General features: G+C 67.9%; 28 protein-coding genes and 1 tRNA gene. 6 read left to right on the top strand and 23 right to left on the bottom strand.

The features are described 5' to 3' along the window. The first annotated feature begins 28 nt into the window (after positions 1-28). The gene (locus tag AC3WRV_RS13000) at positions 29-607 is read left to right on the top strand and encodes a TetR/AcrR family transcriptional regulator (protein WP_492313572.1); all 579 of its coding nucleotides are present in this window, start codon (positions 29-31) and stop codon (positions 605-607) included. Between the two features lie 7 nt (positions 608-614). Here AC3WRV_RS13000 and AC3WRV_RS13005 read toward each other — a convergent pair whose 3' ends face one another. From AC3WRV_RS13005 to AC3WRV_RS13030, 6 genes are read right to left on the bottom strand one after another with little or no spacing between them, the layout of a single operon-like run. Beyond that, on the bottom strand, positions 615-2,033 hold the full coding sequence (locus AC3WRV_RS13005; RefSeq protein ID WP_291840900.1) for an NAD(P)(+) transhydrogenase (Re/Si-specific) subunit beta: 1,419 nt from the start codon (positions 2,031-2,033) through the stop codon (positions 615-617). 19 nt (positions 2,034-2,052) lie between these two features. Beyond that, positions 2,053-2,433, bottom strand: a complete 381-nt coding sequence (locus tag AC3WRV_RS13010; protein ID WP_492313573.1) for a hypothetical protein — start codon at positions 2,431-2,433, stop codon at positions 2,053-2,055. Further along, positions 2,430-2,720, bottom strand: coding sequence for a hypothetical protein (locus tag AC3WRV_RS13015; RefSeq protein ID WP_492313574.1), 291 nt, complete (start codon positions 2,718-2,720; stop codon positions 2,430-2,432). The genes AC3WRV_RS13010 and AC3WRV_RS13015 overlap by 4 nt, the downstream gene beginning before the upstream one ends. After that, on the bottom strand, positions 2,717-3,046 hold the full coding sequence (locus AC3WRV_RS13020) for an NAD(P) transhydrogenase subunit alpha part 2 (protein WP_492313575.1): 330 nt from the start codon (positions 3,044-3,046) through the stop codon (positions 2,717-2,719). The genes AC3WRV_RS13015 and AC3WRV_RS13020 overlap by 4 nt, the downstream gene beginning before the upstream one ends. Beyond that, entirely contained in the window at positions 3,046-3,279 is a 234-nt protein-coding gene (locus AC3WRV_RS13025; RefSeq protein WP_492313576.1) for a hypothetical protein, read from the bottom strand. Before AC3WRV_RS13025 ends, AC3WRV_RS13020 begins: the two co-directional genes overlap by 1 nt. Next, on the bottom strand, positions 3,276-4,409 hold the full coding sequence (locus AC3WRV_RS13030) for a Re/Si-specific NAD(P)(+) transhydrogenase subunit alpha (protein WP_492313577.1): 1,134 nt from the start codon (positions 4,407-4,409) through the stop codon (positions 3,276-3,278). The genes AC3WRV_RS13025 and AC3WRV_RS13030 overlap by 4 nt, the downstream gene beginning before the upstream one ends. A 135-nt stretch (positions 4,410-4,544) precedes the next feature. On the opposite strand from AC3WRV_RS13030, the gene AC3WRV_RS13035 reads away from it, so the two are divergent. Both AC3WRV_RS13035 and mdoH read left to right on the top strand, forming a co-directional pair. Beyond that, a complete protein-coding gene (locus tag AC3WRV_RS13035; RefSeq protein WP_492313578.1) occupies positions 4,545-6,287 on the top strand; it encodes an acyltransferase family protein in 1,743 nt (580 codons plus the stop codon). A gap of 177 nt (positions 6,288-6,464) precedes the next feature. After that, positions 6,465-8,369, top strand: a complete 1,905-nt coding sequence (gene mdoH, locus AC3WRV_RS13040; protein WP_291834941.1) for a glucans biosynthesis glucosyltransferase MdoH — start codon at positions 6,465-6,467, stop codon at positions 8,367-8,369. Between the two features lie 314 nt (positions 8,370-8,683). On the opposite strand, the gene AC3WRV_RS13045 is transcribed toward mdoH, so the two are convergent. The 3 genes from AC3WRV_RS13045 to AC3WRV_RS13055 form a co-directional block, all read right to left on the bottom strand. Beyond that, entirely contained in the window at positions 8,684-8,923 is a 240-nt protein-coding gene (locus AC3WRV_RS13045; protein WP_291834945.1) for an aa3-type cytochrome c oxidase subunit IV, read from the bottom strand. 86 nt (positions 8,924-9,009) lie between these two features. Then, positions 9,010-10,359 carry a serine hydrolase domain-containing protein gene (locus tag AC3WRV_RS13050; RefSeq protein WP_492313579.1) on the bottom strand — a complete coding sequence of 450 codons (1,350 nt, stop codon included), beginning with the start codon at positions 10,357-10,359 and terminating at the stop codon, positions 9,010-9,012. 37 nt (positions 10,360-10,396) lie between these two features. Then, complete coding sequence (locus AC3WRV_RS13055; protein ID WP_492313580.1) at positions 10,397-12,199, bottom strand: M3 family oligoendopeptidase; 1,803 nt, start codon at positions 12,197-12,199, stop codon at positions 10,397-10,399. A gap of 86 nt (positions 12,200-12,285) precedes the next feature. Here AC3WRV_RS13055 and AC3WRV_RS13060 point away from each other — a divergent pair, with 86 nt between their 5' ends. Further along, positions 12,286-12,756: a DUF1203 domain-containing protein gene (locus tag AC3WRV_RS13060; protein ID WP_291834953.1), complete on the top strand. Its 471-nt coding sequence runs from the start codon at positions 12,286-12,288 to the stop codon at positions 12,754-12,756. Between the two features lie 6 nt (positions 12,757-12,762). On the opposite strand, the gene AC3WRV_RS13065 is transcribed toward AC3WRV_RS13060, so the two are convergent. The 5 genes from AC3WRV_RS13065 to AC3WRV_RS13085 all read right to left on the bottom strand — a co-directional run bounded on the left by AC3WRV_RS13065 (position 12,763) and on the right by AC3WRV_RS13085 (position 16,029). Further along, entirely contained in the window at positions 12,763-13,338 is a 576-nt protein-coding gene (locus AC3WRV_RS13065; protein WP_492313581.1) for a DUF2059 domain-containing protein, read from the bottom strand. A 57-nt stretch (positions 13,339-13,395) separates the two neighbouring features. After that, positions 13,396-13,827 (bottom strand): NUDIX hydrolase, encoded by a 432-nt coding sequence (locus AC3WRV_RS13070; protein WP_291834960.1) that lies wholly within the window; start codon positions 13,825-13,827, stop codon positions 13,396-13,398. Next, entirely contained in the window at positions 13,827-14,828 is a 1,002-nt protein-coding gene (locus AC3WRV_RS13075) for an inorganic phosphate transporter (protein WP_291834963.1), read from the bottom strand. The genes AC3WRV_RS13070 and AC3WRV_RS13075 overlap by 1 nt, the downstream gene beginning before the upstream one ends. 11 nt (positions 14,829-14,839) lie before the next feature. Continuing rightward, positions 14,840-15,484 (bottom strand): DUF47 domain-containing protein, encoded by a 645-nt coding sequence (locus tag AC3WRV_RS13080; protein ID WP_492313582.1) that lies wholly within the window; start codon positions 15,482-15,484, stop codon positions 14,840-14,842. A gap of 140 nt (positions 15,485-15,624) precedes the next feature. Continuing rightward, positions 15,625-16,029 carry a winged helix-turn-helix transcriptional regulator gene (locus tag AC3WRV_RS13085; RefSeq protein WP_492313583.1) on the bottom strand — a complete coding sequence of 135 codons (405 nt, stop codon included), beginning with the start codon at positions 16,027-16,029 and terminating at the stop codon, positions 15,625-15,627. A gap of 56 nt (positions 16,030-16,085) precedes the next feature. Between AC3WRV_RS13085 and AC3WRV_RS13090 the strand changes: the two genes are divergently transcribed. Together AC3WRV_RS13090 and AC3WRV_RS13095 are read left to right on the top strand one after the other, a co-directional pair. Next, complete coding sequence (locus AC3WRV_RS13090; RefSeq protein WP_492313584.1) at positions 16,086-16,694, top strand: NAD(P)-dependent oxidoreductase; 609 nt, start codon at positions 16,086-16,088, stop codon at positions 16,692-16,694. 12 nt (positions 16,695-16,706) lie between these two features. Then, complete coding sequence (locus AC3WRV_RS13095) at positions 16,707-17,213, top strand: nuclear transport factor 2 family protein (RefSeq protein WP_492313585.1); 507 nt, start codon at positions 16,707-16,709, stop codon at positions 17,211-17,213. Between the two features lie 143 nt (positions 17,214-17,356). On the opposite strand, the gene rplA is transcribed toward AC3WRV_RS13095, so the two are convergent. From rplA to AC3WRV_RS13140, 9 genes are all read right to left on the bottom strand, one after another. Beyond that, on the bottom strand, positions 17,357-18,046 hold the full coding sequence (rplA, locus tag AC3WRV_RS13100; protein WP_492313586.1) for a 50S ribosomal protein L1: 690 nt from the start codon (positions 18,044-18,046) through the stop codon (positions 17,357-17,359). 4 nt (positions 18,047-18,050) lie between these two features. Further along, positions 18,051-18,482: a 50S ribosomal protein L11 gene (gene rplK / locus AC3WRV_RS13105; protein ID WP_492313587.1), complete on the bottom strand. Its 432-nt coding sequence runs from the start codon at positions 18,480-18,482 to the stop codon at positions 18,051-18,053. 169 nt (positions 18,483-18,651) lie between these two features. Further along, positions 18,652-19,551 (bottom strand): hypothetical protein, encoded by a 900-nt coding sequence (locus AC3WRV_RS13110; protein WP_492313588.1) that lies wholly within the window; start codon positions 19,549-19,551, stop codon positions 18,652-18,654. A gap of 134 nt (positions 19,552-19,685) precedes the next feature. Continuing rightward, entirely contained in the window at positions 19,686-20,393 is a 708-nt protein-coding gene (locus AC3WRV_RS13115; protein WP_492313589.1) for a CmcI family methyltransferase, read from the bottom strand. A 360-nt stretch (positions 20,394-20,753) separates the two neighbouring features. Further along, positions 20,754-21,323, bottom strand: a complete 570-nt coding sequence (gene nusG, locus AC3WRV_RS13120; RefSeq protein WP_291840182.1) for a transcription termination/antitermination protein NusG — start codon at positions 21,321-21,323, stop codon at positions 20,754-20,756. A gap of 17 nt (positions 21,324-21,340) precedes the next feature. Then, positions 21,341-21,631: a preprotein translocase subunit SecE gene (secE, locus tag AC3WRV_RS13125; RefSeq protein WP_291840179.1), complete on the bottom strand. Its 291-nt coding sequence runs from the start codon at positions 21,629-21,631 to the stop codon at positions 21,341-21,343. A 73-nt stretch (positions 21,632-21,704) separates the two neighbouring features. Beyond that, positions 21,705-21,780: transfer RNA gene (locus AC3WRV_RS13130), tRNA-Trp, on the bottom strand. A 136-nt stretch (positions 21,781-21,916) separates the two neighbouring features. Further along, positions 21,917-23,251 carry a hemolysin family protein gene (locus tag AC3WRV_RS13135; RefSeq protein ID WP_492313590.1) on the bottom strand — a complete coding sequence of 445 codons (1,335 nt, stop codon included), beginning with the start codon at positions 23,249-23,251 and terminating at the stop codon, positions 21,917-21,919. Positions 23,252-23,345: 94 nt separating this feature from the next. After that, positions 23,346-23,477, bottom strand: a complete 132-nt coding sequence (locus AC3WRV_RS13140; protein ID WP_291840175.1) for a hypothetical protein — start codon at positions 23,475-23,477, stop codon at positions 23,346-23,348. Positions 23,478-23,726: the final 249 nt, after the last annotated feature.

Here is a 23,726-nt window from a genome sequence, read left to right on the forward strand (position 1 = left end):
TGTCAATACAGTGGTGTATGGTTGGCGAATGACAGCCCCCCAGATCTCCCTGACCCGAACAGATTGGACACTGGCGGGGCTCGGTGCGTTGGCGGAAGGCGGCGTGGACGCGGTGAAGATCGACCGGCTGGCGAAGAGTCTCCGGGTCAGCCGGGGATCGTTCTACTGGCACTTCAAGGACCGTCACGACCTGCTCGCCGATCTGCTGACCCTGTGGGAGACGGATCTCACCGATCAGCTGATCGCCAACGCCTGGGATATCCCGGACGCCGCCGATCGCCTCCGCAATGTCGCCCTGCAGGCGATGGACCGACTGGTGCACGGCGTCGATGCGGCGAAAGCTGAAAACGCCCTGCGGGCCTGGGCCGCCGTCGATGACTCGGCGCGAGTCACCATGCGGCGCGTTGACGCCAGCCGCATCGCCTACATCGCCGCGGAACTTGAACGGCTAGGCCGCCCGGCCGACGTCGCCGACGTCGCCGCGCGGGGGCTCTACATGACGCTTCTGGGGCTCTTCGTCGCCCGAACCTATAATCCCGAACTGGCGGATGACCGCGCCTGGATGGCCATCGTCAACGTGGTTCTGGGTTCCGACGGCGCGGAATGAGCAGGGCCTAGAGGCTCTTCACGATCCCTTCGACCATCTTCTTGGCGTCGGCGAACAGCATCATGGTGTTGTCGCGGAAGAAGAGTTCGTTCTCGACACCGGCATAGCCGGCCGCCATGCCGCGCTTGATGAACAGCACGGTGCCGGCCTTCTCCACGTCCAGGATCGGCATGCCGTAGATGGCGCTGGTCGGGTCGGTCTTGGCCGCCGGATTGGTGACGTCGTTGGCGCCGATGACGAAGGCCACGTCGCAGCTGCCGAACTCGGAGTTGATGTCCTCCAGCTCGAACACCTCGTCATAGGGGACGTTGGCCTCGGCCAGCAGGACGTTCATGTGACCGGGCATGCGGCCGGCGACGGGGTGGATGGCGTATTTCACCTCGACCCCCTCCTCCTTCAGCTTGTCGGCCATCTCGCGCAGGGCGTGCTGGGCTTGGGCCACCGCCATGCCGTAGCCGGGCACGATGATGACCTTGGAGGCGTTCTTCATGATGAAGGCCGCGTCCTCGGCCGAGCCCTGCTTGACCGGCCGCGTCTCGACCGCGCCGCCCGGGCCCGCCGCCGCGTCCCCGCCGCCGAAGCCGCCCAGGATGACGCTGATGAAGCTGCGGTTCATGCCCTTGCACATGATGTAGCTGAGGATGGCGCCCGAGCTTCCGACCAGCGCCCCGGTGATGATCAGGGCGATGTTCTCCAGCGTGAAGCCCAGCGCCGCCGCGGCCCAGCCGGAGTAGGAGTTGAGCATCGACACCACCACCGGCATGTCCGCGCCGCCGATGGGGATGATCAGGGTCGCGCCCAGGATCAGGGCGATGGCGAACACGCCCCAGAAGGCCCAGGTCGCCGTGCCGCCCGAGCCGATCATGACGCCGATCAGCAGGACCAGGCCCAGGGCCAGGGCGATGTTGATCAGGTGCCGGGCGGGCAGGATGATCGGCGCGCCGCTCATGTTGCCGTTCAGCTTGGCGAAGGCGATCACCGAACCGGTGAAGGTGACGGCGCCGATGGCGACGCCGAGGCTCAGCTCGATGATCGACAGGGTCTTGATGCCGCCCGCCGCCGTGGCGATGCCGAAGCTGTCCGGGGCGTAGACCGCGCCCACCGCGACCAGACAGGCGGCCATGCCGACCAGGCTGTGGAAGGCGGCCACCAGCTGGGGCATCTGGGTCATCTGGACCCGGCCCGCGATCAGGGCGCCCGCGCCGCCGCCGATGACCACGCCGCCCGCGATCAGGCCCAGGGTCAGCGGATCCATGGCCTTGCTGGCCCACAGCGTCAGCAGGGTCACGCCGACGGCCAGCGCCATGCCGATCATGCCGAAGGTATTGCCACGCCGGCTGGTCTCGGGACTCGAAAGCCCGCGCAGCGACAGGATGAACAGGACCCCGGAGACCAAATAGGCCAGGGCCGCGATGGATGCGTTCATTCCGTTCCCCCACTCGTCATCAGAACAGTCCCGCCGTCGCCGATTCTCCGACGGCGCGCGCGACGGCGGTCTCGACCTTGCCCGGACGGCCGACGGCGATGGCCACCGGCCCCTCGCCGCCCGTCTTGGTCACCCGGCAATGCCCGGTGTCCAGCGGCATGCGACCCCGGGACGGCCCGGAGCCCTCGTCGGTCAGCTGGTTGATCCAGGCTTCCCGGTCATAGTTGTTGCGGTAATAGGTCACCGGCGGGAAGCGGCAATTCAGCCGCCACGACGCCCCTCCGGGCGCCGAGACCGACCAATGCAGCCCGCCCTCGATATTCTCGCCGACATAGGTCTGCGCCGCGGCGGGCGCGGCCAGGGCGATGGCGGCCACGGCGATCAGCGTCAGCGCCCTCATCGGCCCGCTCCCGACGGCGGGCAGGCCGTGCGCGACAGCCGCCACAGCGCCGCCGCCACGAACAGGGGCGAGATCAGGGCCAGCGCCCATTCGATGATGCCCAGCGGCTTCGTCTGGCCGACGAAGCGCAGCAGAATGGATGAGAAGACCAGCACCGTGCCGCAGTCCACTTGGCGCAGGCGGCGCAGCGGCGTCTTCTCGAAGATCGAACGCACCCACAGGCCCACCCCGACCGCCAGTCCGACTAGCGAGATTCCAAAGGCGAGCGTGTGGGCGTCGAAGGTCACGAGGCGGCGGGCTCCGCGGCCTTGGGCTTTTCCTTCTTGCGGTACATGGCCAGCATGCGCCGCGTGACCATGAAGCCGCCGAAGATGTTGACGCTGGCCAGGGTCACGGCGGCCACACCGGCGCCCTTGGCGATCCAGCCGTCGCCGCTGGACGCCGCCGCCGCCGCGATCAGGCCACCGACGACGATCACCGAGGAGATGGCGTTGGTCACGGCCATCAGCGGCGTATGCAGCGCCGGCGTCACCGACCAGACGACGTAGTAGCCGACGAAGATCGCCAGCACGAAGATGGCCAGCCGGAAGATGGTGGGATCGACATGTTCCATCAGCCTTGCTCCTTCTCGCTGCGAGCTCTCAAGAGCATCAGCATCACCCATCCGACGATCGTCAGTGGCACGCCGCTCTGCAACAATCCGTCTGGAACACGCAAAAGCGGTCCTCCGACGAACTCGACCCCCGCCAACACCCACTTGATAACGATCAGGATTACACCGATCGCCATCGCAGCCGCCGCGAAACCAGTCAGGATGCGGGTCGCGCTGACAGTCTTTCCGCTCATCCCTTCACCCCCTCATGCACAACGGCCCCGCCGTTGGTGACCACCGAGGCCTTGAGGATCTCGTCCTCCAGGTCGATCGCCAGGACGCCGTCCTTGATCATCAGGCCGACGAAGGCGACCAGGTTGCGGGCGTAGAGGGCCGAGGCGTCCGCGGCGATGCGGCCCGGCAGGTTGGACCAGCCGACGATCTGGACGCCGTTCGACGTGGTGACGACCTCGCCCAGCTTGGCGCCCTCGACGTTGCCGCCGTTGTCGATGGCCAGGTCGACGATGACCGAGCCCGGCTTCATCGAGGCCACGTGCGCCGCCGTGACCAGCCGCGGCGCGGGGCGGCCGGGGATCAGGGCGGTGGTGATGACGATGTCCTGCTTGACGATGTGCGAGGCCGTCAGTTCGGCCTGCTTGGCCTGATACTCCGGCGACATCGGCTTGGCGTAGCCGGCGGCGGTCTCGGCGGCCTTGAACTCCTCGTCCTCGACGGCGACGAACTTGGCCCCGAGGCTCTCGACCTGTTCCTTGGACGCCGGGCGCACGTCGGTGGCGGTGACCACCGCGCCCAGACGCCGGGCGGTGGCGACGGCCTGCAGACCCGCGACGCCCGCGCCCATGATGAAGACCTTGGCCGCGGCGACCGTGCCCGCCGCCGTCATCATCATTGGGAAACCCTTGCCGTAGGCGTAGGCCGCCTCGATCACGGCGCGATAACCGGCCAGGTTGGCCTGGGACGACAGCACGTCCATCACCTGAGCCCGGGTGATGCGCGGCACGAACTCCATGGCGAAGGCCGTCACGCCCGCCTGGGCCAGCGCCTGCACCGTGTCCTTCTCGCGATAGGCGTCCAGCATGGCGGCGACGACCGCGCCGGGCTTCAGGGCGCTGGTCTCCTGCGCCGTCGGCCCGCGCACCTTCAGCACCAGATCGGCGCCGGACAGCACGGCCTTGGTGTCCTTGGCCACGACGGCGCCGGCGGCTTCGTAGTCCGCGTCGGGAATGGAGGAGCCGGCGCCCGTACCGGCTTCGACGGTCACGGTCGCGCCCAGCGCGATCAGCTTCCTGACCGTTTCCGGAGTGACGGCGCAACGCGTCTCGCCTTCACGGCGCTCGCGGGTCACGGCGATGGCGACAGCCAAGCGAATCCCTCCCTCACTGGTTTATTGAGCGACGTTAGGCTCTTCCGGAGCGACGCGTCAAAAGCGCGCCCGTCATGGACAGGGGCCTCGCCCTCGACCATAGACGCCCGCGTGTCAGACAGCCCTTCCCCGAGCATGCGCCGCAACGACCTGGACTGGATCCGGGTCAGCGCCTTCGGCCTGCTGATCCTGTACCATGTGGCCCTGGTCTATGCGCCGTACGACTGGCACATCCACAGCGCCCACACCTTCCCCTGGCTGCATGAAGCGCTGCTGCTGACCAATCCGTGGCGGCTGACGCTGCTGTTCCTGGTGTCCGGCGCGGCGCTGCGTTTCATGACCGCGCGGCGGACGGCGGCCCAGACCCTGAAGGCGCGGGCCGAGCGGCTGATTCCGCCCCTGCTGTTCGGCGCCCTGGTGCTGGTGCCGATCCAGTCCTGGGTCGAGGCCTTGGACAAGGGCGGCTTCACCGGAAACTTCGCCGACTGGCTGTGGCACGAGTTCGGCCCGGCCGGCCTGGCCGACGGCGTGCCGGTCAACCACCTGTGGTTCATCGTCTATATCGCGGTCTACAGCCTGGTCGCCGTGGCCCTGATGACCCGCCCGGCCCTGATGGCCCGGGCCGAGGCCTGGCTGGTCCGCAACACAGCGGGCTGGCGCATCCTGGTCGTGCCGCTGGTCTATCTGATCGTGATCCGCATCGTGCTGTTCCCGATCTTCGGCATCACCAACAAGCTGACGTGGGACTTCTACAATCACTTCCTGTCGCTGGGGGCCTTCCTGTTCGGCTTCCTGATCGTCGGGCATCAGGGCGTCTGGGCCGAGCTGGAGCGCCGCCGGCACCTGTCGCTGATCGTGGCCCTGATCGCCCTGCCGATCATGATGTGGCAGGCGGCCCACCCCGGCGGCGGGACCTGGTTCGGCGTGCCGCGCGCGGTCGTCTTCGCCATCGACCAGTGGGCGGTGATCACCGCCATCCTCGGCTACGGCAGCCGCTATCTGCGCAAGACGCCCGGCCCCGCCCTGCCCTATCTGGTGGACGCCACCTTTCCCCTCTATCTCGCGCACCAGACGGTGCTGGTCGTGGCGGTCTGGTTTATCCGCCCCGCGAACCTGCCCGCCCCGCTCGAGGCCGCTTGCCTGGTCGGCGTCACCTTCGGAGTCAGCCTGCTGATCTACGAGGTCGTGCGCCGCATTCCCCTGATCCGGCCGCTGTGGGGTCTCAAGCCCTTCCCCGCCCCCGTCGGACGCCCCCGCTACCATCGCCGCCGCCGGCTGCTGATGATCGGCATGGGCGCGCCGGTGCTGGCCCTGACTGCGGTCCTGATCGGCGTGGCGACCTGGCCGGGCTTCGATCACGCGCGCCAGTATCTCAGCGAGCTGGGCGGCGCCTCGGCTCCCATGCCTCTGATCTTCAACGGCGGCGTCTTCATCGCCGGCGCGATGTGCATCGCCGCGGGGGTCGGCTTCGGCCTGGCCATCCACGCCCTGACCGAGCGCTGGTTCGTCGCGGGCCTGACCGCCGTGGTCTTCACCCTGGCGGGCATCGGCCTGGCCGCCTCCAGCCTCTATCCGTGGCCCGACCCCCGGCACATGGCCATCAACCTGGGCCTCGGCATCCAGCTGGCGCCCCTGCTGCTGCTCTGGGGCCTATGGAGCCATGTCGACATGAAGCGGCTGAAGATCTTCCTGGCCGTGGTCTTCGTGGCCATGGCCGTCCTGACCGCCTTCACCTACCATCTGGTGCTGCCCGGAACGGTCAACGACGCCAATGTCGGCTGGTGGGAGCGGGGCTATGCGATTATCCTTGTCGGCTGGGTCGGGATCGCAGCTTTCGTGATCGAACGCCGCCTGAAGGCCCACGCCGGCCGCGACTGAAGGCCCCCGCGGGCCGCCAAAGCCCCGGAAAACCGGCCTCATTCAATTTTTCTTCGCCATTCACCATTCCGTGATTGAAAATCGCACGGAAGTGATCGACATTGCAGGCGTGTTGCAATGCAGCAAATTCCACCCGGCGCCCCGGCCGGTTGCGGGATCAAAGGCCTGGACTGACTTATGAGCAACCAAGCGATCCGGATCGACGCCGCAAACGCTGCGTCGGCCCAGACTGACCGCCCGGCTTGGACCTGGCTGCCGGACGAAGCGCCGATGGCCATGCCGCGTCAGTCGCTCAACAGCTGGGACGCGACGCCGGAAGTCCCCACGCCCGCCACCTCGCCGGTGAACGTCGGCGGCCGCCGTCTCGCGCTCGCCGTCCTGACCGCGATTGTTACAGCCCTGGCCCTGATCGCGCCGGTGGCGCTGTTCGCGCGCAACGGCTTCGACGCCCTGGAAGTGGCCTCCCTGGTCATCTTCGGGGTGCTGATCACCGCCATCGGCTGCTGGTTCTCCAGCGCCGCCATCGGCTTCTGGGTGCTGCTGACCGGCCGCGAACAGGACGACCTGGCCTTCGCCCCGCATCCGGCCGAGCCGACCCAGCGCACGGCCCTGCTGATGCCGCTGTACAATGAGGACGCCCGCGCGGCCTTCGCGCGCCTGGCCGTGATCGACAATTCGCTGGCCCGCCTCGGCGTTTCGGACGCCTTCGACATCTTTGTCCTGAGCGACTCGACCAAGCCGGAAGCGGCCGACCAGGAGCATCAGGCTTATCTGGGCTTCCGCGCCCACGCCCACAGCCGCGTCTTCTACCGCCGTCGCGAGAAGAACATCGAGCGCAAGTGCGGCAACCTGTCGGAATGGACCCAGCGCTTCGGCGGCGCCTATCCGTTCATGCTGGTGCTGGATGCCGACTCGACCATGGCCGGCGAGACCATCCTGCGCATGGTCGACGCCATGGAGCGCAACCCGGGCATCGGCCTGCTGCAGACCACGCCGACCATCATCAAGGGCCAGACCCTGTTCGCCCGCGTGTCGCAGTTCAGCGTGCGCCTGTACGGCCGCGTCGCCGCCGCCGGCCTGGCCTGGTGGGCCGGCTCGGAAGCCAGCTACTGGGGCCACAACGCCATCCTGCGCACCGAAGCCTTCGCCTCGACCGCCCATCTGCCGATCCTGGCGGGCCGCGAGCCCTTCGGCGGCGCGATCCTGAGCCACGACACGGTCGAGGCCGCCCTGCTGCGCCGTGCCGGCTGGGCGGTGCACGTCACCGCCGCCCTGGACGGCAGCTGTGAAGAGACCCCGGCCACCATGCTGGACTTCATCCGCCGCGATCACCGCTGGTGCCAGGGCAACATGCAGCACCTGGGCCTTCTGAAGACCCGCAGCATGACCGTGATGAACCGCGTCCAGATGGCCATGGGCTTCATGGCCTACTTCTCGTCGCCCCTGTGGCTGGCCTCGCTGATCGCCGGCATGGTGATCCAGCTGCAGTACCCGACCGACTGGGCGTCGTTCGGCTATCTGCTGAAGCCCGAATTCTCGCCCTTCATGCTGGCCACCCTGCTGTCGGGCGTGCTCCTGATCGGTCCGAAGGTCATGGGCGGCCTGCTGGTCATGAGCCGCCCGCGCGAGCGTCGCGCCTTCGGCGGCGGCAAGCGCATCTTCAAGGGCATGGCCATGGAGATCTTCCTGTCGGCCCTGATCGCCCCGATCATGATGGTCGCCAACACCAAGGCCATCATCCAGATCGCCGCCGGTCACGACGCCGGCTGGCACGCCCAGGACCGCGACGCCGACGGCGTCAGCTGGAAGGACGCCTTCCGCTCGATGCGCTGGCAGATGGCCACGGGCCTGCTGTTCTGCGTCGGTCTGGGCTTCCGCCCGGATCTGGTCACCTGGTTCGCCCCGGTGGTCCTGCCGCTGCTGTTCGCCGCCCCGCTGGTGGTCCTGACCTCGCGCCGCCGCCTGGGCGACGCGGCGGCCAAAGCCGGCTATCTGGCGGTTCCGGATGAGGCGGGCGTCAGTGTCAGCACCATCCCCAGCACGCAGCAGGTTTCGGCGCTGCGGGCCGTCGCCGGGGCCTGATCGTTCCGGCGGCCTCGCCGCCATGGTGCATCCGCGCAACACCGTTCCGCATTATGCTGCGGCGCAGCATAAATTCGACCCCGTCTACTGGCGCAAGCTCGGGCCGCTGATAGGCTGATCGGGCTTTCAGAAGGCGGGAAACGGCCCAACGGCCTCGATTTCATCCTCGGATGGGTCAGAGAGTTGGGCCGTGGACCCGCTTCGCAGCCGCCCCCGCTTTACGCAGACGCGAAAAAGCCGGACTGCCTGAACAGCCCGGCCCTTCCTCAATCTCATGGATCAGAAGACCGCCGCGCCGTCAGCGCGGCCGGGCCTCAGTGCGCCGAAGGCGAACGCAGGAACCACACGCCCGCGGCCATCATCACGACCGCCACGCCGACGCCGGCGAAGAAGTTGCCGTTCGGCATGAACCAGATCGTCAGCAGGGCCAGCAGGGCCGCGATGGCCAGCGAGCCGTATTTGGCCATGCCCATGAACAGGTGGAACGTCGACGTCTGCTCGCTGATTTCCATCGAGCCTTTAACGTAGTCGTCGTGGGCGTGGGGGTCGGCCATGGGTCGGGTCCGGATTCGGGAAAAGAAAGTTCGCCGCCCTTATACCGGGGCCGCGCTCAGGCTCAAGCGGGGCGCGCCATTTCAGCTCAGTCCAGCGCCGCCAGAACGTCGCGGGTGAAGGCGATCGGATCGAAGCGCTTGCCGGTCGGGTCCTCGCCGCGGCGGACGATGACGATGTTCCGGCTGGGCACGATGATCACATACTGGCCCCGGTTGCCGTTGGCGGAGATGGTGTCCGGCGGAACCCCCTCGGACGTGTTCATCAGCCAGAAGGTCGCGCCGTAGCCCTGCTCGCCCATCGGCTGGGGCCCCGAGGGACGTGAGACGTACTCAAGCCAGCCCTCCGGCAGGATGCGCTCGCCGTTCAGGACACCGTCGTGGGCGTACAGCTGGCCGAAACGCGCCAGGTCGCGCGCCGTCGACCAGACCTGGCTGGAGAGGACGTAGTTGCCGCGCCAGTCGGTCTCGGCCCAGGTCCGGTGCATCCCCAGCCTCTGAAACAGCTCCGCCGGCGGGTGAGACTCGAACGTCGGCGCGATCGCCAGCGTGGCCAGCAGGCTGTCGTTGTTGGCGTAGCGGTACCGCGTTCCCGGCCGCGCGATCAGCGGCCAGGTCGTGACCTGCTCGTCCACGCCCACGCCGCCGAAATAGAGGGCGTCGGTGCGGTTCCCCGCCGTGTCGCTGGTCAGGCCCGAGGACATCCGCATCAGCTGATCCAGGGTGATGGCCGCGCGGGGGTCGCCGGGCCGGTTCCAATCCGGGATAGCGGCGGGCGCATTCACGTCGATCTCTCTGCGGTGGGCCGCCGCACCGATCAGCGTGCCCGCGATGGACTTGGCCACCGACCACGTGCGCTGGGGCGTCTCAGGCCCGAAGCCGGGCGCATATCGTTCGCCGACGATCTGGTCGTTCTGGAGCACCACGACCGCTGTCGTGTTCACCCCCTCGCCGTAACCGGCGCCGAACGCTTTTCCGACGACAGCCTCGAGCGCCTGGGCGTCGGCCGGCCGACCGGTCCGGAAGCCCCGGTCGGGTGTCCGGGTGGACCACACCCACAGGTCGCCGGCCTCACCCTGCCAACCGATAGGCAGGATCGTGCAGCCCGCGTTCGGCCTCCAGACGGCCGTCCGGGGCGGCAGGGTCTCGTCCCAGGCCACCGACACGGAATAGTCGTCGATCTGAGCCGGCATCTCGCGCACCAGCGCGTCCAGCTCGGGATAGACGCCGACCAGTTCGTTCCTCTCGACGCTCTCAAGCGTGCGCGACGCGCCCGCCATCGCGCCGTTCTTGACCGCGCTGCACACGGTCAGGGCCTTGTACCCCGCCGCCATGGCGCGGACGCTCGCGGAGGGTCCGGACGGCGGCGTCTGGACGGGTGTCTGGGCCGCCGCGGGCAGGGCGAAGGCGGCGACCGCCGCGAGGATCAGGATGCGCATGGCGCGGACGGTCGCCCGCCCCTGCCCGACCGTCAACTCAGACCATGGCCTCGAACTGGTCGATCAGCCGTTCCAGCCGCTTCGTGCCGATGGTCCAGAAGGCCGGGTCGCGCGGGTTCAGGCCGAACGGCGCCAGCGCCTCGACGTAGCCCCTGGACCCGCCCCCCGCGAGCAGGTCGCGGTACAGGGGCGTGAAGCCCTCCGGGTCCTTGGCCCGCGTCTCCATCAGCGCCGCCACCAGCAGGTCGCCGAAGGCGTAGGCGTAGACGTAGAAGGGCGAGTGCACGAAGTGGCTGACATAGCTCCACCAGTGCTCATAGCCGGGGTTCAGCGTCACCGCCGGGCCCAGCGACGCGCCCATCTCCTCCAGCCAGATCTCGCCGATCCGCTCGACCGGGACCTCGCCCGCCGCGCGCTCGTCATGGAACCGGGTCTCGAACCGGTGGAAGGCGATCTGGCGCACCACGGTGTTCAGTCCGTCCTCGATGCGGCCGGCCAGCAGGCCGCGCTGCTCGGCCTTGGGCGCCGTCTTCAGCAGGCGGTCGAAGGTCAGCCCCTCGGCGAAGATGGAGGCCGTCTCGGCCAGGGTCAGGGGCGTATCGGCGAGCAGGGACCCCTGCCCCGCCGCCAGCGTCTGATGCACGCCGTGGCCCAGCTCATGCGCCAGGGTCAGCACGTCCCGCCGCTCGCCCATCCAGTTCAGGAAGACATAGGGGTGCTTGTCCGACGTCACCGGGTGGGCGTAGGCGCCGGACTGCTTGCCCGCCCGCGCCTTGCCGTCGATCCACGGCCTGTCGAAGAAGCCCTGCGCCCGCTCGGCGAAGTCCCCGCCCAGGTCGCCGAAGCTCTCCAGCACCAGCGCCTTGCCGGCCGACCAGTCATAGCCGCGCGGGGCCGTGGTCTCGAGCGGGGCGTTGCGGTCCCACTGGTCCAGCTTGGGCTTGCCCAGCACCTTGGCCTTCAGGGCGTAGTAGCGGTGCGACAGGCGCGGATAGGCGGCGGCCACGGCTTCGGCCATGGCGTCCACGGACTCGCCGTCCACCTCATTGGACAGGTGACGCCCATCGGCGGGGCGTTTGAAGCCGCGCCAGCGGTCCTCCAGCGCCTTGTCGGCGGCGACGGTGTTCAGCACCAGCGCCATGGTCGAGGCGCGCGCGCCCAAGGCCTCGTCCAGCCCCTCGGCCGCCGCCTTGCGCTTGGCGCCCTTGGGGTCGGACAGGCGGTTCAGGGCCTCGGCCAGGGTCAGCTCGTCCTTGCCGGCCTTCACCTTCATCGCCGCCAGGGTTTCGTCGAACAGGCGCGGCCACTGGGCGCTGATGGGGCCGCGCTCGGCCAGGAAGGTCTCCAGCTCCTGGGACAGCTCATGCGGCTTCATCGCCCGCGTCCGGCGCAGCCATGGAGTCCAGCGGGCGGCGGCGGGATGGGCCTTCAGCGCCGCCTCGACGGCGGCGTCATCCAGCTGGTTGATCTCCAGCGTGACCCAGATAGTCGGGGTGGCGATGGCGGTCAGCTTCTCGCGCACCGTGGCCTCGAAGCCCTGTGCGCCCGCGTCGTTGCGGTTGGTCGAGGCGGCGAGGAAGGCGTAGGCCCCCAGCGCGCCCAGCACGTCCGAGGCCTGCTCGTACAGCGCGACGGCCCGGTCCAGCCGCTGTCCCAACGTCGCCGGATCGTCCTTGGCCGCGATCAGCTGGCCCTGCAGCCCGTTCAGTTCGCCGACCAGGGCGCGGGTGCGCTCCAGATCGGCCTCGATGCGGGCGTCCTCGCGAGAGGCGTAGAGGTCGGACAGGTCCCAGACGGGGGCGTCCAGCGGATCGGCGGCGGTCTTGAAGGGGGCGTTCATGCCCTCCGTTGTGGGGATGCGCGCGGCCCGGCGCAACAGCCGAAAGACGCCAGACGCCGGGTCGGGACGGCGCGATCATCCGCTCCATGAGCTTCCTGATCCATCCCCTGCCGCTGGCCCCCTTCCGTCCGCTGTTCGCGCTGGACGACGCCGGGCTGGAGGCCATGGGCGCGCGCCGAATGATCGCCGACGCGCCGAACAGCGCGCCCTGCCGGGTCAGCCTGGCCGACGCCGCGCCGGGCGAGGCGCTGATCCTGCTCACCCACCGCCATCTTGATGCGCCCGCCAGTCCCTACCGCTCGGACGGGCCGATCTTCGTGCGCGAGACCGCCTCGGAAGCGGCGCTGGGGCCGGACGAGGTCCCCGACATGCTGGGCCGTCGCCTGCTGTCGGTTCGGGCCTATGACTCCGGGGCGATGATGATCGACGCCGATGTGGTCGACGGCGCCGATCTGGCGGTTCGGCTGAACCTCTGGTTCTCCGACCCGGTGATCGACCGAATCCAGATGCACACCGCCCGACGCGGCTGCTTCATGGCCGAAGCCCGGCGCGCCTGATCGGATCTACTTCCGGCGCGCGCCCTGATCCACCTCGGCGCCTTCGCGCATGTCCTGCCGGAGCTGCTCCAGCTCGGCGGGGGTGCAGCTGTAGTGCTGGCACATCCGCATCGCCATCTTCTCCATCATCTGCGGGACCAGCGCCATGACCGCGCGATCGGCCGCGGGCATCACCTGCACGCTCTTTTCCGCGATCGAGCGGCCCAGGGGGGTGTCATAGAAGGCGACCAGGGCGACCAACTCCTCCTCGGTGAAGACGCCGGCGTAGACCGGGACCATTTCCGCGATCATCTGCGGGACCATGTCCGCCGTCAGCTCGGCGGTCAGGCTGAGGATGAAGCGGCGGTCGGCCTCCGGAAGGGTCTGCATCTGCTCGTCATTGGCCATCTCGGCGCCGAGCATCTGATGGATCACGCCCTCGAACTGGTCCGTCATCAACAGGTTCAGGTACCGGCGCGTCAGCTCCAGCTGCCGCTCGGACGGCGCGGTCGCCGCCGAAGAGGCCTGGGCCGCCCGGGCCGTATCGGCCGGCAAGGCCGTGCTGAGCAGCGCCGCGGCCGCGCACGCGATCATGAAACGCATCGTTATCCCCCCGTTCGCCCCATCTTTCCGCGTGTACGGCGCATGCACAACCGCCGATCAGCGGAAGCGGCGAATTATCTCAGCCAGATCCGGTTCGCCGACGCAGGCCGCCGCCTGTTCGACCGACATCCAAAGCCGGTCACGCTCGCCCTGCTCCTTCCACACAGGACGCACGGTGACGACCTCCAGCGGATAGACGGAGACCACGCACCAGCGGGGCGCGCGCCGCCGCAGCATCTTCAGATAGCGGAACGTCCCCAGCGGCTCGTCTCCGACCCGGCCTTCGACCCCGGCCTCTTCCAGCGCCTCGATGGCCGCGGCCTCGGCGTCCGTCAGGCCGGGCATGCGGCCGCCCTTGGGCGTGACCCAGCGCCGCGTCTCGCGCGAGGTGACCAGCAGGATTTCCAGCCCGTCGGGGCCGCGTCGCCAGGGCAGCGCCGCCACCTGACGCCGCTCGGCCCGTTCGGTGCGGATGACCTCGCCGGTCATCAGGTCAGGAAGATTCCGCCGACCCAGAAGAAGGCCGCGCCGATCGCCGCCGCCGCGGGCATGGTGATGAACCAGGCCGTGACGATGCTGCGGGCCACGCCCCAGCGCACCGCGCTGGCCCGCCGGGCCGCGCCGACGCCGACGATGGCGCCGGTGATGGTGTGGGTGGTCGAAACCGGAATGCCCAGGCCGGTGGCCATGAACAGGGTGATGGCCCCGCCCGTCTCGGCGCAGAAGCCCTGCTGCGGGCTCAGGCGAGTGATCCGCGACCCCATCGTGTGAACGATGCGCCAGCCGCCGAACAGGGTGCCCAGGGCGATCGCCGCCTGACAGGTGATCACCACCCAGAAGGGCACGTGAAACTCGGTCCCCGCCGGCGCGCGGGACAGCAGCAGCACCGCGATGATGCCCATGGTCTTCTGCGCGTCATTGCCCCCATGCCCCAGCGAATAGGCCGAGGCCGAGACGAACTGCAGCTTGCGGAAGATCTTGTCCGCGGACGACGGATTGGCCTTCACGAAGATCCACGACACCAGGAAGACCAGCAGCAGCGCCAGGGCGAAGCCGACCGCGGGCGACAGGAAGATGGCCGCGACGGTCTTGGTCACTCCGCCGATGACGACGGCGCCGGTCCCGGCCTTGGCCACGCCCGCGCCCAGCAGGCCGCCGATCAGGGCGTGCGAACTGGACGACGGAATGCCCGCCAGCCAGGTGATGACGTTCCAGCTGATGGCCCCCATCAGGGCCCCGAAGATCACCTGGTCCGAGATGATGGACGGATCGATGATCCCCTTCCCGATCGTATTGGCGACGTGCAGACCGAAGAACAGGAAGGCGATGAAGTTGAAGAAGGCCGCCCAGCCGACCGCGAAGACCGGCGGCAGGACGCGCGTCGCCACGATGGTGGCGATCGAGTTGGCGGCGTCGTGCAGGCCGTTCAGGAAGTCGAACAGCAGGGCGACGGCGATCAGGAAGACGAGGATCAGCAGGGCGTGGTCCATCCGGGCCGCTCCTACAGGTGTTCGACCAGAACGCCGTTGATCCGGTTGGCCACGTCCTCGAACCGGTCGATCACCTTCTCCAGGTGGTCATAGACCTCGGCCCCGGTGATGAAGGCCATGGCGTCGCCGGTCTTGTGCGCCTCATACAGCGCCTTCATGCCGTGATCGTACAGGGTGTCGGAGTCGCTCTCCAACCGGGCGATCTTCTCGGTCAGCTCGTTCAGGCGGCCGTGGTTCTTGCGCATGGCCGGCAGCAGGGACACCGCCTCCACCGTCAGCGTCGCCGCCTCCACCGCGATATCGCCCAGCTGGCGCATGTGCGGGGCGAACTCGCGCATCTCGTACAGGGTGATGACCTTGGCGGTCTTCTGCATCTGGTCGATCGAGTCATCCAGCGAGTTGGTCAGGCCGCGGATGTCCGAACGGTCGAACGGGGTGACGAAGCTGCGGCGCACCGCGAACAGCACCTCGCGCGCCACGGCGTCGGCCTCATGCTCATGATCGATGATGCGCTGGCACCAGCGCGGCACCTCGTCGCCGCCCTCCAGCACCTTGCGCAGGGCGTCGGCGCCCTGGATCAGGGTCGCCGCATGGGCGTCGAACAGCCGGAAGAAATTGTCTTCCTTGGGCAGCAGCGCCTGAAACCAGCCCAGCATCGACGAATCTCCCGAAATCGCGGTCGCGATCATGCGCGCTCACTCCCGCGCGGCAGGCCCTACGTCAACCCTCCGGTGACGGACGGTTCTTCACAAACGTCGGATTCCCGGCCAGATCACAGGCCGCTCCGTCGGAGGGTTCAGACCACGCGGGCGTCATAGGCGCGGCGCGCCGCCTCGACCTGGTCCATCCGGGTCTCGGCCCAGTCGATCATCGGCCGAAGCGCCTCGACCAGGGTTCGGCCCAGAGGCGTGATCTCATAGGTGACGCTGACCGGCACGGTCGCCTCGACATGGCGCAGCACCAGCCCGTCGCGCTCCATCTGCCTCAAGCTCTGACTGAGCATCTTCTGGGACACCCCGCCGATCCGCCGCTTGAGCGCGTTGAAGCGCATGGGCCCGTCATCGAGCGTGGTCAGCAGCAGGGTCGTCCACTTGTCGGCGATCCGGTCCAGCAGCAGCCGGGTCGGACAGTCCTGCGCGCGCACGTCACCCCGGGCGGTTTCCCGCGGGTGACCAGATGAGGTTTCGGTGCCTTCTTGCATGGATGATTTCTTTATCTCACTTGGTACCCATTGGAAACCACCAAGGACACCCTCCCATGAAGATCGTCGTACTGGGCGCCAGCGGCCACATCGGCTCGGAAATCACCAAGGAGCTCGCCGGGCGGGGCCATGCGGTCACCGCCGTGGCCCGCAAGCCGGAGGCGATCCCGACCGCCGACCGCGTCACGCCGGTCGCCGGCGACGCCTCTGACGCGAACGCTCTCGCCGACCTGCTGCGCGGCGCCGACGCGGTGATCAGCGCCCTGCACTTCGACGTGCCGGCCGAGACCCTGCTGACCGCCGTGCGCGAGGCCGGCGTGCCGCGCCTGCTGGTCACCGGCGGCGCCGCCAGCCTGGAGGTCGCGCCCGGCGTCCGCCTGATCGACACGCCGCAGTTTCCCGAGGAATGGAAGCCGTTCGCCACCGGCGGCATCACCTTCCTGGACCATCTGCGCGGGATCAGCGACGTGGACTGGACCTTCCTCTCGCCCGCCGCCCTGATCGAGGCCGGGCCGCGCCTGGGCCGCTACCGCACCGGCAACGACCAGCTGCTGACCGACGACAAGGGCGAAAGCCGCATCAGCTACGCCGACTACGCCCTGGCCATGGTCGATGAGCTGGAGCAACCGAAGCACAGCCGCGCCCGTTTCACCGCCGCCTACTGAGGAGGGGTCGAGATGAAGTTCCCGCTCGCCGCCGCACTGATGACGCTGGCGATATGGGCCGGATCCGTCCACGCCGAGCCCGTCGCCGCGCCTCATCCGCCCTCCTCGAGCGACCGCACCGCCACCGAGGCCGAGAACGCCCGGATCGTCACCGCCTTCTACGAACTGGCGTTCAACCAGCACCGGCCGACCGAGGCGGCCCGGCTGTACATCGGCGACCGCTACATCCAGCACAATCCGAACGTCCCGAACGGAGCCGAGGCCTTCTATGGCTATTTCGAGGGCTTCTTCCGCGAGCATCCGCAGTCGCGCGTGACCATCCATCGCGTCATCGCCGACGGCGACCTGGTCGCCCTGCACCTGCATTCGCAGGAAAGTCCCGATGATCCCGGCCGCGCCATCGTGGACATCTTCCGGGTCGAGAACGGCAAGATCGTCGAGCATTTCGACGTCATCCAGTCCGTCCCCGCCACGACCGCCAACGGCAACACCATGTTCCAGGGCGACAAGGCCGATTGAGCGCCCCACCCCGGCCTCAAGCAGTCCGAAGGGCGGTAGTCCCAGCCGCCTGGGCCTCAAGTAGCCGATAGGCGATAGGCCAAAAAAGGAAGGCCCCGGAATCGCTCTTCCGGGGCCTTCGTCATTTCAGCGGCGTGGGCCTATCAGGCGCCCAGCGAAGCCGGGTCGATCTTGAAGCCCGGGCCCATCGTCGACGACAGGCTGATCTTCTTGACGTAGGTGCCCTTGGCGCCCGACGGCTTCGAACGGACCAGAGCGTCCACGAAAGCCTTCACGTTGGCTTCCAGGGCTTCCTGGGTGAACGAGGCCTTGCCGATGCCGCCGTGGGCGATACCGGCCTTCTCGACGCGGAACTCGACGGCGCCGCCCTTGGCGTCCTTGACGGCCTGGGCGACGTTCGGGGTCACGGTGCCGACCTTCGGGTTCGGCATCAGGCCGCGCGGGCCCAGCACCTTACCCAGACGGCCGACCAGGGCCATCATGTCCGGCGAGGCGATGACGCGATCGAAGTCCATCAGGCCGCCGTTGATCTGCTCGTACAGATCCTCGGCGCCGACGTATTCGGCGCCGGCCGCGCGGGCCTCGTCAGCCTTGGCGTCCTTGGCGAAGACGGCGACGCGAACGTCACGGCCCGTGCCCGACGGCAGGTTGACCACGCCGCGGACCTGCTGGTCAGCGTGACGGGGATCGACGCCCAGGTTGACGGCGATCTCGATCGACTCGTCGAACTTGGCCTTGGCGTTGTCCTTGACGGCCTTGATGGCGTCGGCGAACGCCATCGGCGTTTCGCGGTCGCCCGACCAGGCTTGAATGCGCTTGGCTTGCTTAGCCATGGTCTTAGCCCTCCACCACGTTGAGGCCCATCGCGCGAGCGGAGCCTTCGATGATCTTGGCGGCCTGATCGAGATCGTTGGCGTTCAGATCTTTCATCTTCTTCTCGGCGATCTCGCGTAGCTGGGCGCGGGTGATCTTGCCGACCGTTTCGCGGCCCGTGAGCTTGGCGCCCGACTTCAGGCCGGTGGCCTGCTTCAGGTACCAGGTCGCCGGCGGCGTCTTGGTGATGAAGGTGAACGACTTGTCCTGATAGACGGTGATCACGGTCGGAAGCGGGGTGCCCTTGGCTTCCTTCTCGGTGCGCGCGTTGAACTCCTTGCAGAAGCCCATGATGTTGACGCCGCGCTGGCCGAGCGCCGGCCCGATCGGGGGCGAAGGCGTGGCGGAGCCCGCGGGCACCTGCAGCTTGATGTAGCCGAGAATCTTCTTGGCCATTGGTCTCTCCTATTCGGTAGCCCGGAACTCAATCCGGACCGGTGAGCCGTGGTGCGGCATGGCTGCCTCCCACGGATTTATGCGAGCGAACTCGCACCGCCCTGTTCAGAGCGAGGCGCGCGTATAGCGGAAGAGGGTCTGAAAGGCAAACGGCCGCGCAGCGCGGGGCTCAGTCGGCCGCCGCGCCGCGCATGCGCTCCGCCAGCGCCGCCGCCTGCTCCTCCGCGTCCAGGCGCTCGGACTTTCCTGCGTAGAGGGCCTGGAGATAGTTCAGGTCCCAGTCCGTCAGGCCGTCGACGCTCCCCGGATGCTCAATGACGTTCAGCACCGTGTTGAACGGCGTGAAGTCCGTCCGCGGATCGACCTGGGCCAGGGTCAGCACCGCCAGATAGTCGCCCAGCTGGTTAAAACTCATCTCCGGAAGAGTCGTGAGGTCGACGATGATCAGCGAGCGGACCAGCCGGTCGGTGACCTGATCACAGTAGCGTTCGCCCCACCGCCGCCGGCAGGGCCACGGGGCGGGGCCTTTGCCCGGCAGCCGGATGGCTACTTGGTTGGTCCCGGCGATGTAGGGCAGGCTGATGTGCCACCAACGGACGGCGGCATCCGAGGTCTGGAACTCCTGCAAGGCCCGGGAACCCCGGTTGGAGCGGGTGTAGCCATATCGAAATTGCCGACGATTCTGACCGACCAGCGCTGATGCGAGCTCCCGGCCGTCTTCCGTGCCCACGATCACGACGTTGGGCTCACAGCCGGGTTCGCCCAGCTCCACGCCGATCTCCTGCGCGACATCCGAGATATGGCCGATCAGCTGGTGCGCCATCTCCGGCCGGAAGTTCACGGCGCCGAGGCAGATCTTGGTTTCCCACCGCGCCAGCCCCCTGTCCCGCGCGGGCGCGGCGAGCCCCTCCACGAAGGTCTGCGCCAGCCGTTCAAGGTCGTCGCCGCTCACCACGACGTCAGGAAGGGTGGTGGGTTGGTCCTGAGCCTCCGGAACGGGCGGCGTCTGCGCGACGGCCTGGGAACAGAAGGTCATCGCCAGGGCGACGGCGGCGGACCTGACAAGCATCGGCTGTCCTCCCCGAACCCGGTGAAGGATAGTCGCGCCTCAGGGCATTTCAACCGAAAGAACGGCGTTGTGAAACGCAACCCGTCTGAAGAGTATCCGGCGGAAGACCCGTCTCGCCTGGGCGGCGGCGGCCCTCACACCCGCTTGAGGATGCCGTTGATCGCGCTGGTGCAGTTCACGCCGAAGAAGTCCGTGTAGTGGGTGTCGATCACATACGGCCGCCCCTGCAGGGCCCGGGCCAGTTGCATCTGCTTGGGAATGGCGTCCTCGATCACGAGGTAGTCGCCGGGGCGGAGGAAGTCGTCCAACGCCTGCATCGTCTGGCCCAGATCCCCATGGAAATCCTCGATCACCAGCACCGGGGAGCCGAAATCGTCGCGATTCGCCGACGCCGCCGTCACCCAGGCGATGCAGTCGCCTCGCCAGGTCCGGATCGCGCCCTCGATCCCGTCCTCGACCTTCAGATCCACGGCGTGAACGACCGCGTCCAGATCGTGGGCGACGCACATGTCCGCGAACCACGCCGCCGAGCCGCCGACGCCCGCGCCAAGCTCGATGATGCTGTGCGGCCGGATCTCGGCCAGCATCATCGGATAGAGGGCCAGTTCGTAGATCGTCTTGAAGCAATCCAGCCCGCGCCACTGGAAGGCGCGGCCGGCCCCCTGGCTGTACAGCATCGCGCGAAAGTCCAGTTCGCTGTCGGCGTTGAATTGCGACAGCTGGGCCTCGCGCTGCGCCCAGGTCCGGTATCGGGGTCCCTTGTCCGACAGACGACGGAGATAGTGGCGCACCAGGTTGGCGTCCCCCTCCCCCACGGGCGCGCCGCGCAAGATTTCGATCACGCGATTATCGAGGTAGGTCGGGATGTTCCCGCGCTCCCGAATAACGTTGGTTACCTGAGAAATAGTCGCGCCGACGTCGGATACCCCCGCCTCTGCAAAAACATCGCGCAAACTCATATCTGTACTCAGAATTGATTACTCATAGGCGCATGCCCCATGGCCTATTCATCGATGGCGAGAACAGCGTGGAATCGTGTCGGCATTCCGGCGCTCAGATGACACCTGATTAATGCAGAAGGCGGAGCGCCCCGGAAACCGGACGACGCAACAGGACCCCGGACATGCAAAACCGCGCCCGACTGGCGGGCGCGGCTTGGCGGTGCGGATCCCGGCCTGCGCCGGGGATGACAGGAAGACGCCTTAGGCGGCGACCTTCTCCACCTGATTGTACTCCAGGTCCACCGGGGTCGGGCGGCCGAAGATCGACACGGCGACGCGCAGGCGGGCGTGTTCCTCGTCGACGCTCTCGACCTGGCCGTCGAAGCTGGCGAACGGACCGTCGATGACCTTGACGGTCTCGCCGATGTCGAAGCGGATGGTGGGCTTGGGACGCTCGACGCCCTCTTCCACCTGGCCGACGATCTGCTGGACCTCACGCTCCGAGACCGGCAGCGGCTTGGTGCCGCCCGCGGCGCCCAGGAAGCCGGTGACCTTCGGGGTGTTCTTGACCAGGTGATAGGCCTGGTCCGTCATCTCCATCTTCACCAGCACGTAGCCGGGGAAGAATTTGCGTTCCGAGTTGACCTTGCGGCCGCGGCGGATCTCCACGACCTCTTCGGTCGGGACGAGGATTTCGGAGAAATTGTCCTCCAGGCCCTGCTGCTTGGCCTGATCGCGCAGTTGCTCGGCCACCTTCTTCTCGAAGTTCGAGTAGGCGTGGACGATGTACCACTTGTGGCGCGGATTGGCGGGCTTGGCGACGTCGGTCATTTGGGGGGCGGTCTCTCTTACTGGCCGAGCGCGAGGACGAACTGGGACAGTCGGGTCAGGCCAAAGTCTACAATAGCGAAGAAGACGGTCGCGATCAGGACCATCAGGAAGACCATCACCGAGGTGATCCAGGTCTCCTTGCGGCTCGGCCAGACGATCTTGCGGCCCTCGGCGCGAACCTGGCTGGCGAACTGCGGGATCGACGTGCGCTTCTTCGGGGCCGGGGCGTCAGCCGCGACAGCGCTGCCGGCGATGGCCGGTTGAGCGGTCTGGGGGCGGCGTCCCGAAGGAGTCTTGGCCTTGGCCATGCGGCGTCTCTTCAAACAATCAAACCTGTCGCCACCAGATGGGGTGTCCCATCCGGCGGCGACAGGGGGAAAATGGCAGGAGTTGGGGGACTCGAACCCACGACCCCCGGTTTTGGAGACCGGTGCTCTACCAGCTGAGCTAAACTCCTGGAGCAAAAAGCCGTACGCGGCGGGTATTCCCGAGACGCACGCTTTCGCCAGACGCGGGGCTATGCCCGACCACGGCGGGGTTTTCAAGCGCCGTTACGGCCTTGCGGCCATATCCGCGCAAGAACGGCCTTAAGGTCAGTCGTCCAGGTGGGCGGCGACGGCCTGGGCCTCGTCTTCCTTGTTCACCACCTGGCGGAACAGCAGCTTGTCGATACGGCGGTCGTCCATGTCGATGACCTCGACCTCGAAACGGCCCAGCTGCAGCACCTCGCCCTCGTCCGGCACGCGCGACAGCTGGTGCAGGACCAGGCCCGCCACGGTGTGGAAGCCTTCCGCCTCGCCGAAATCCTCGCCCAGTTCGTCGGACAGCTCCTCCAGGTCCGTCTGGCCGTCGACCAGCCAGCTGCCGTCCTCGCGCTGGCGAATCCAGGCCTCGGCCTCGTCGTGGCTCTCGTCGAAATCGCCGGCGATCATCTCCAGCAGATCAGTGGCGGTCACCACGCCCTCGAAGGCGCCGAACTCGTCCACCAGGAAGGCCATGTGGACCTTGGACGTCTTGAGGATCTCGAGCGCCTTCAGCACCGAGGTCGACTGCGGGATGAAGGCCGGGGTCTGCACCAGGGATTCGACGTCGAACTTGCCGTCGGTCAGCAGGCTGTCCAGCAGATCCTTCTTGTGGACCACGCCCAGCGGGTTATCGACGTCGTTCTCGCGCGCCACCACGATCCGCGAATAGGGACAGGTGCGGATCTCCTCGCGCAGCTGTTCGTCGGTATCGTCCAGCGCGATCCAGAAGACCTCGTGGCGCGGCGTCATCGCCACCCGGATGGGGCGGTCGCCGAGCGTCAGTATCTCCTCGATCATGGTCTGCTCTTCGGGCTCGATCAGACCGGCCGAGGTGCCCTCGGCGATCATGGTCTCGACCTCTTCCTGGGTGACGTCCGAGCCGTCGCGGTCCTTGACCCCCATCACCTTCAGGATGGCCGAGGTCGAGGCCGTCAGCAGCACGACGAAGGGCTTCAGCACGATGGCCAGGGTAGAGATCGGCGCGGCCATCTGGGACGCGATCGCCTCGGGGAAGATCAGCGCCAGCCGCTTGGGCACCAGCTCGCCGACGATCACGGAAATATAGGTGATCAGCACGACCACGACGCCGGTCGAGATCGCCGACGACCAGTGGGCCAGCGCCGGGATGCCGGTCTCGATCATGCGGTTCAGCTCACCGCCGATGGCGGCCTGACCGTAGGCGCCCGCCAGAATGCCGATCAGGGTGATGCCGACCTGGACCGCCGACAGGAAATGCGTGGGCTCCTCCGCCAGCTTCAGGGCCGCGCGAGCGCCCCGGTCTCCCCGCTCGGCCCGGCTCTGGAGCTTGGACTTGCGCGAAGAGACGACCGCCAGTTCGGTCATGGCGAATACGCCGTTGAGCACCACAAGGAGCAGAACGACGACGATGGCGATGGCTAACATCTAGGGGAGGAGAACCGGCGCGGCGCGACAAACGGCGTCCGCGGGGACAATGATAAGGGCGTTTCGCCCGAACCGCCACGGATTTCCGGGCGGCTCAGCCCCGGCGACCGATCTCGACCGATCCATAGGCGCCCCGCGATGCGCCGTCATCGCCCTTGACGGTCGCGCAGGCGCACATCCCGATCAGGGTGCCGATGAACAGGCCGATGTGGATCGCGCGACGCATGAAGTTACCAGAACCTTAACAACCTTCGCCACACAAGGGCGCAGGATTCGGGTTCCCGGCAAGGCTCCGCCCCCGTCGGTTGCGGGCTTAACCACGCCGCACGTCCTCACAGGCGAGTCACGGTGTCGCGCAAAAGAAAAGCCCCGCCGGATCGCTCCGGCGGGGCTCTTCGGTTCAGATCGTCAGACCGTCGATTACTCGATGATCTTGGCGACGACGCCGGCGCCGACGGTGCGGCCGCCTTCACGG

The sequence above is a fragment of the Brevundimonas sp. EU05-FHT14B11 genome (assembly GCF_058790835.1).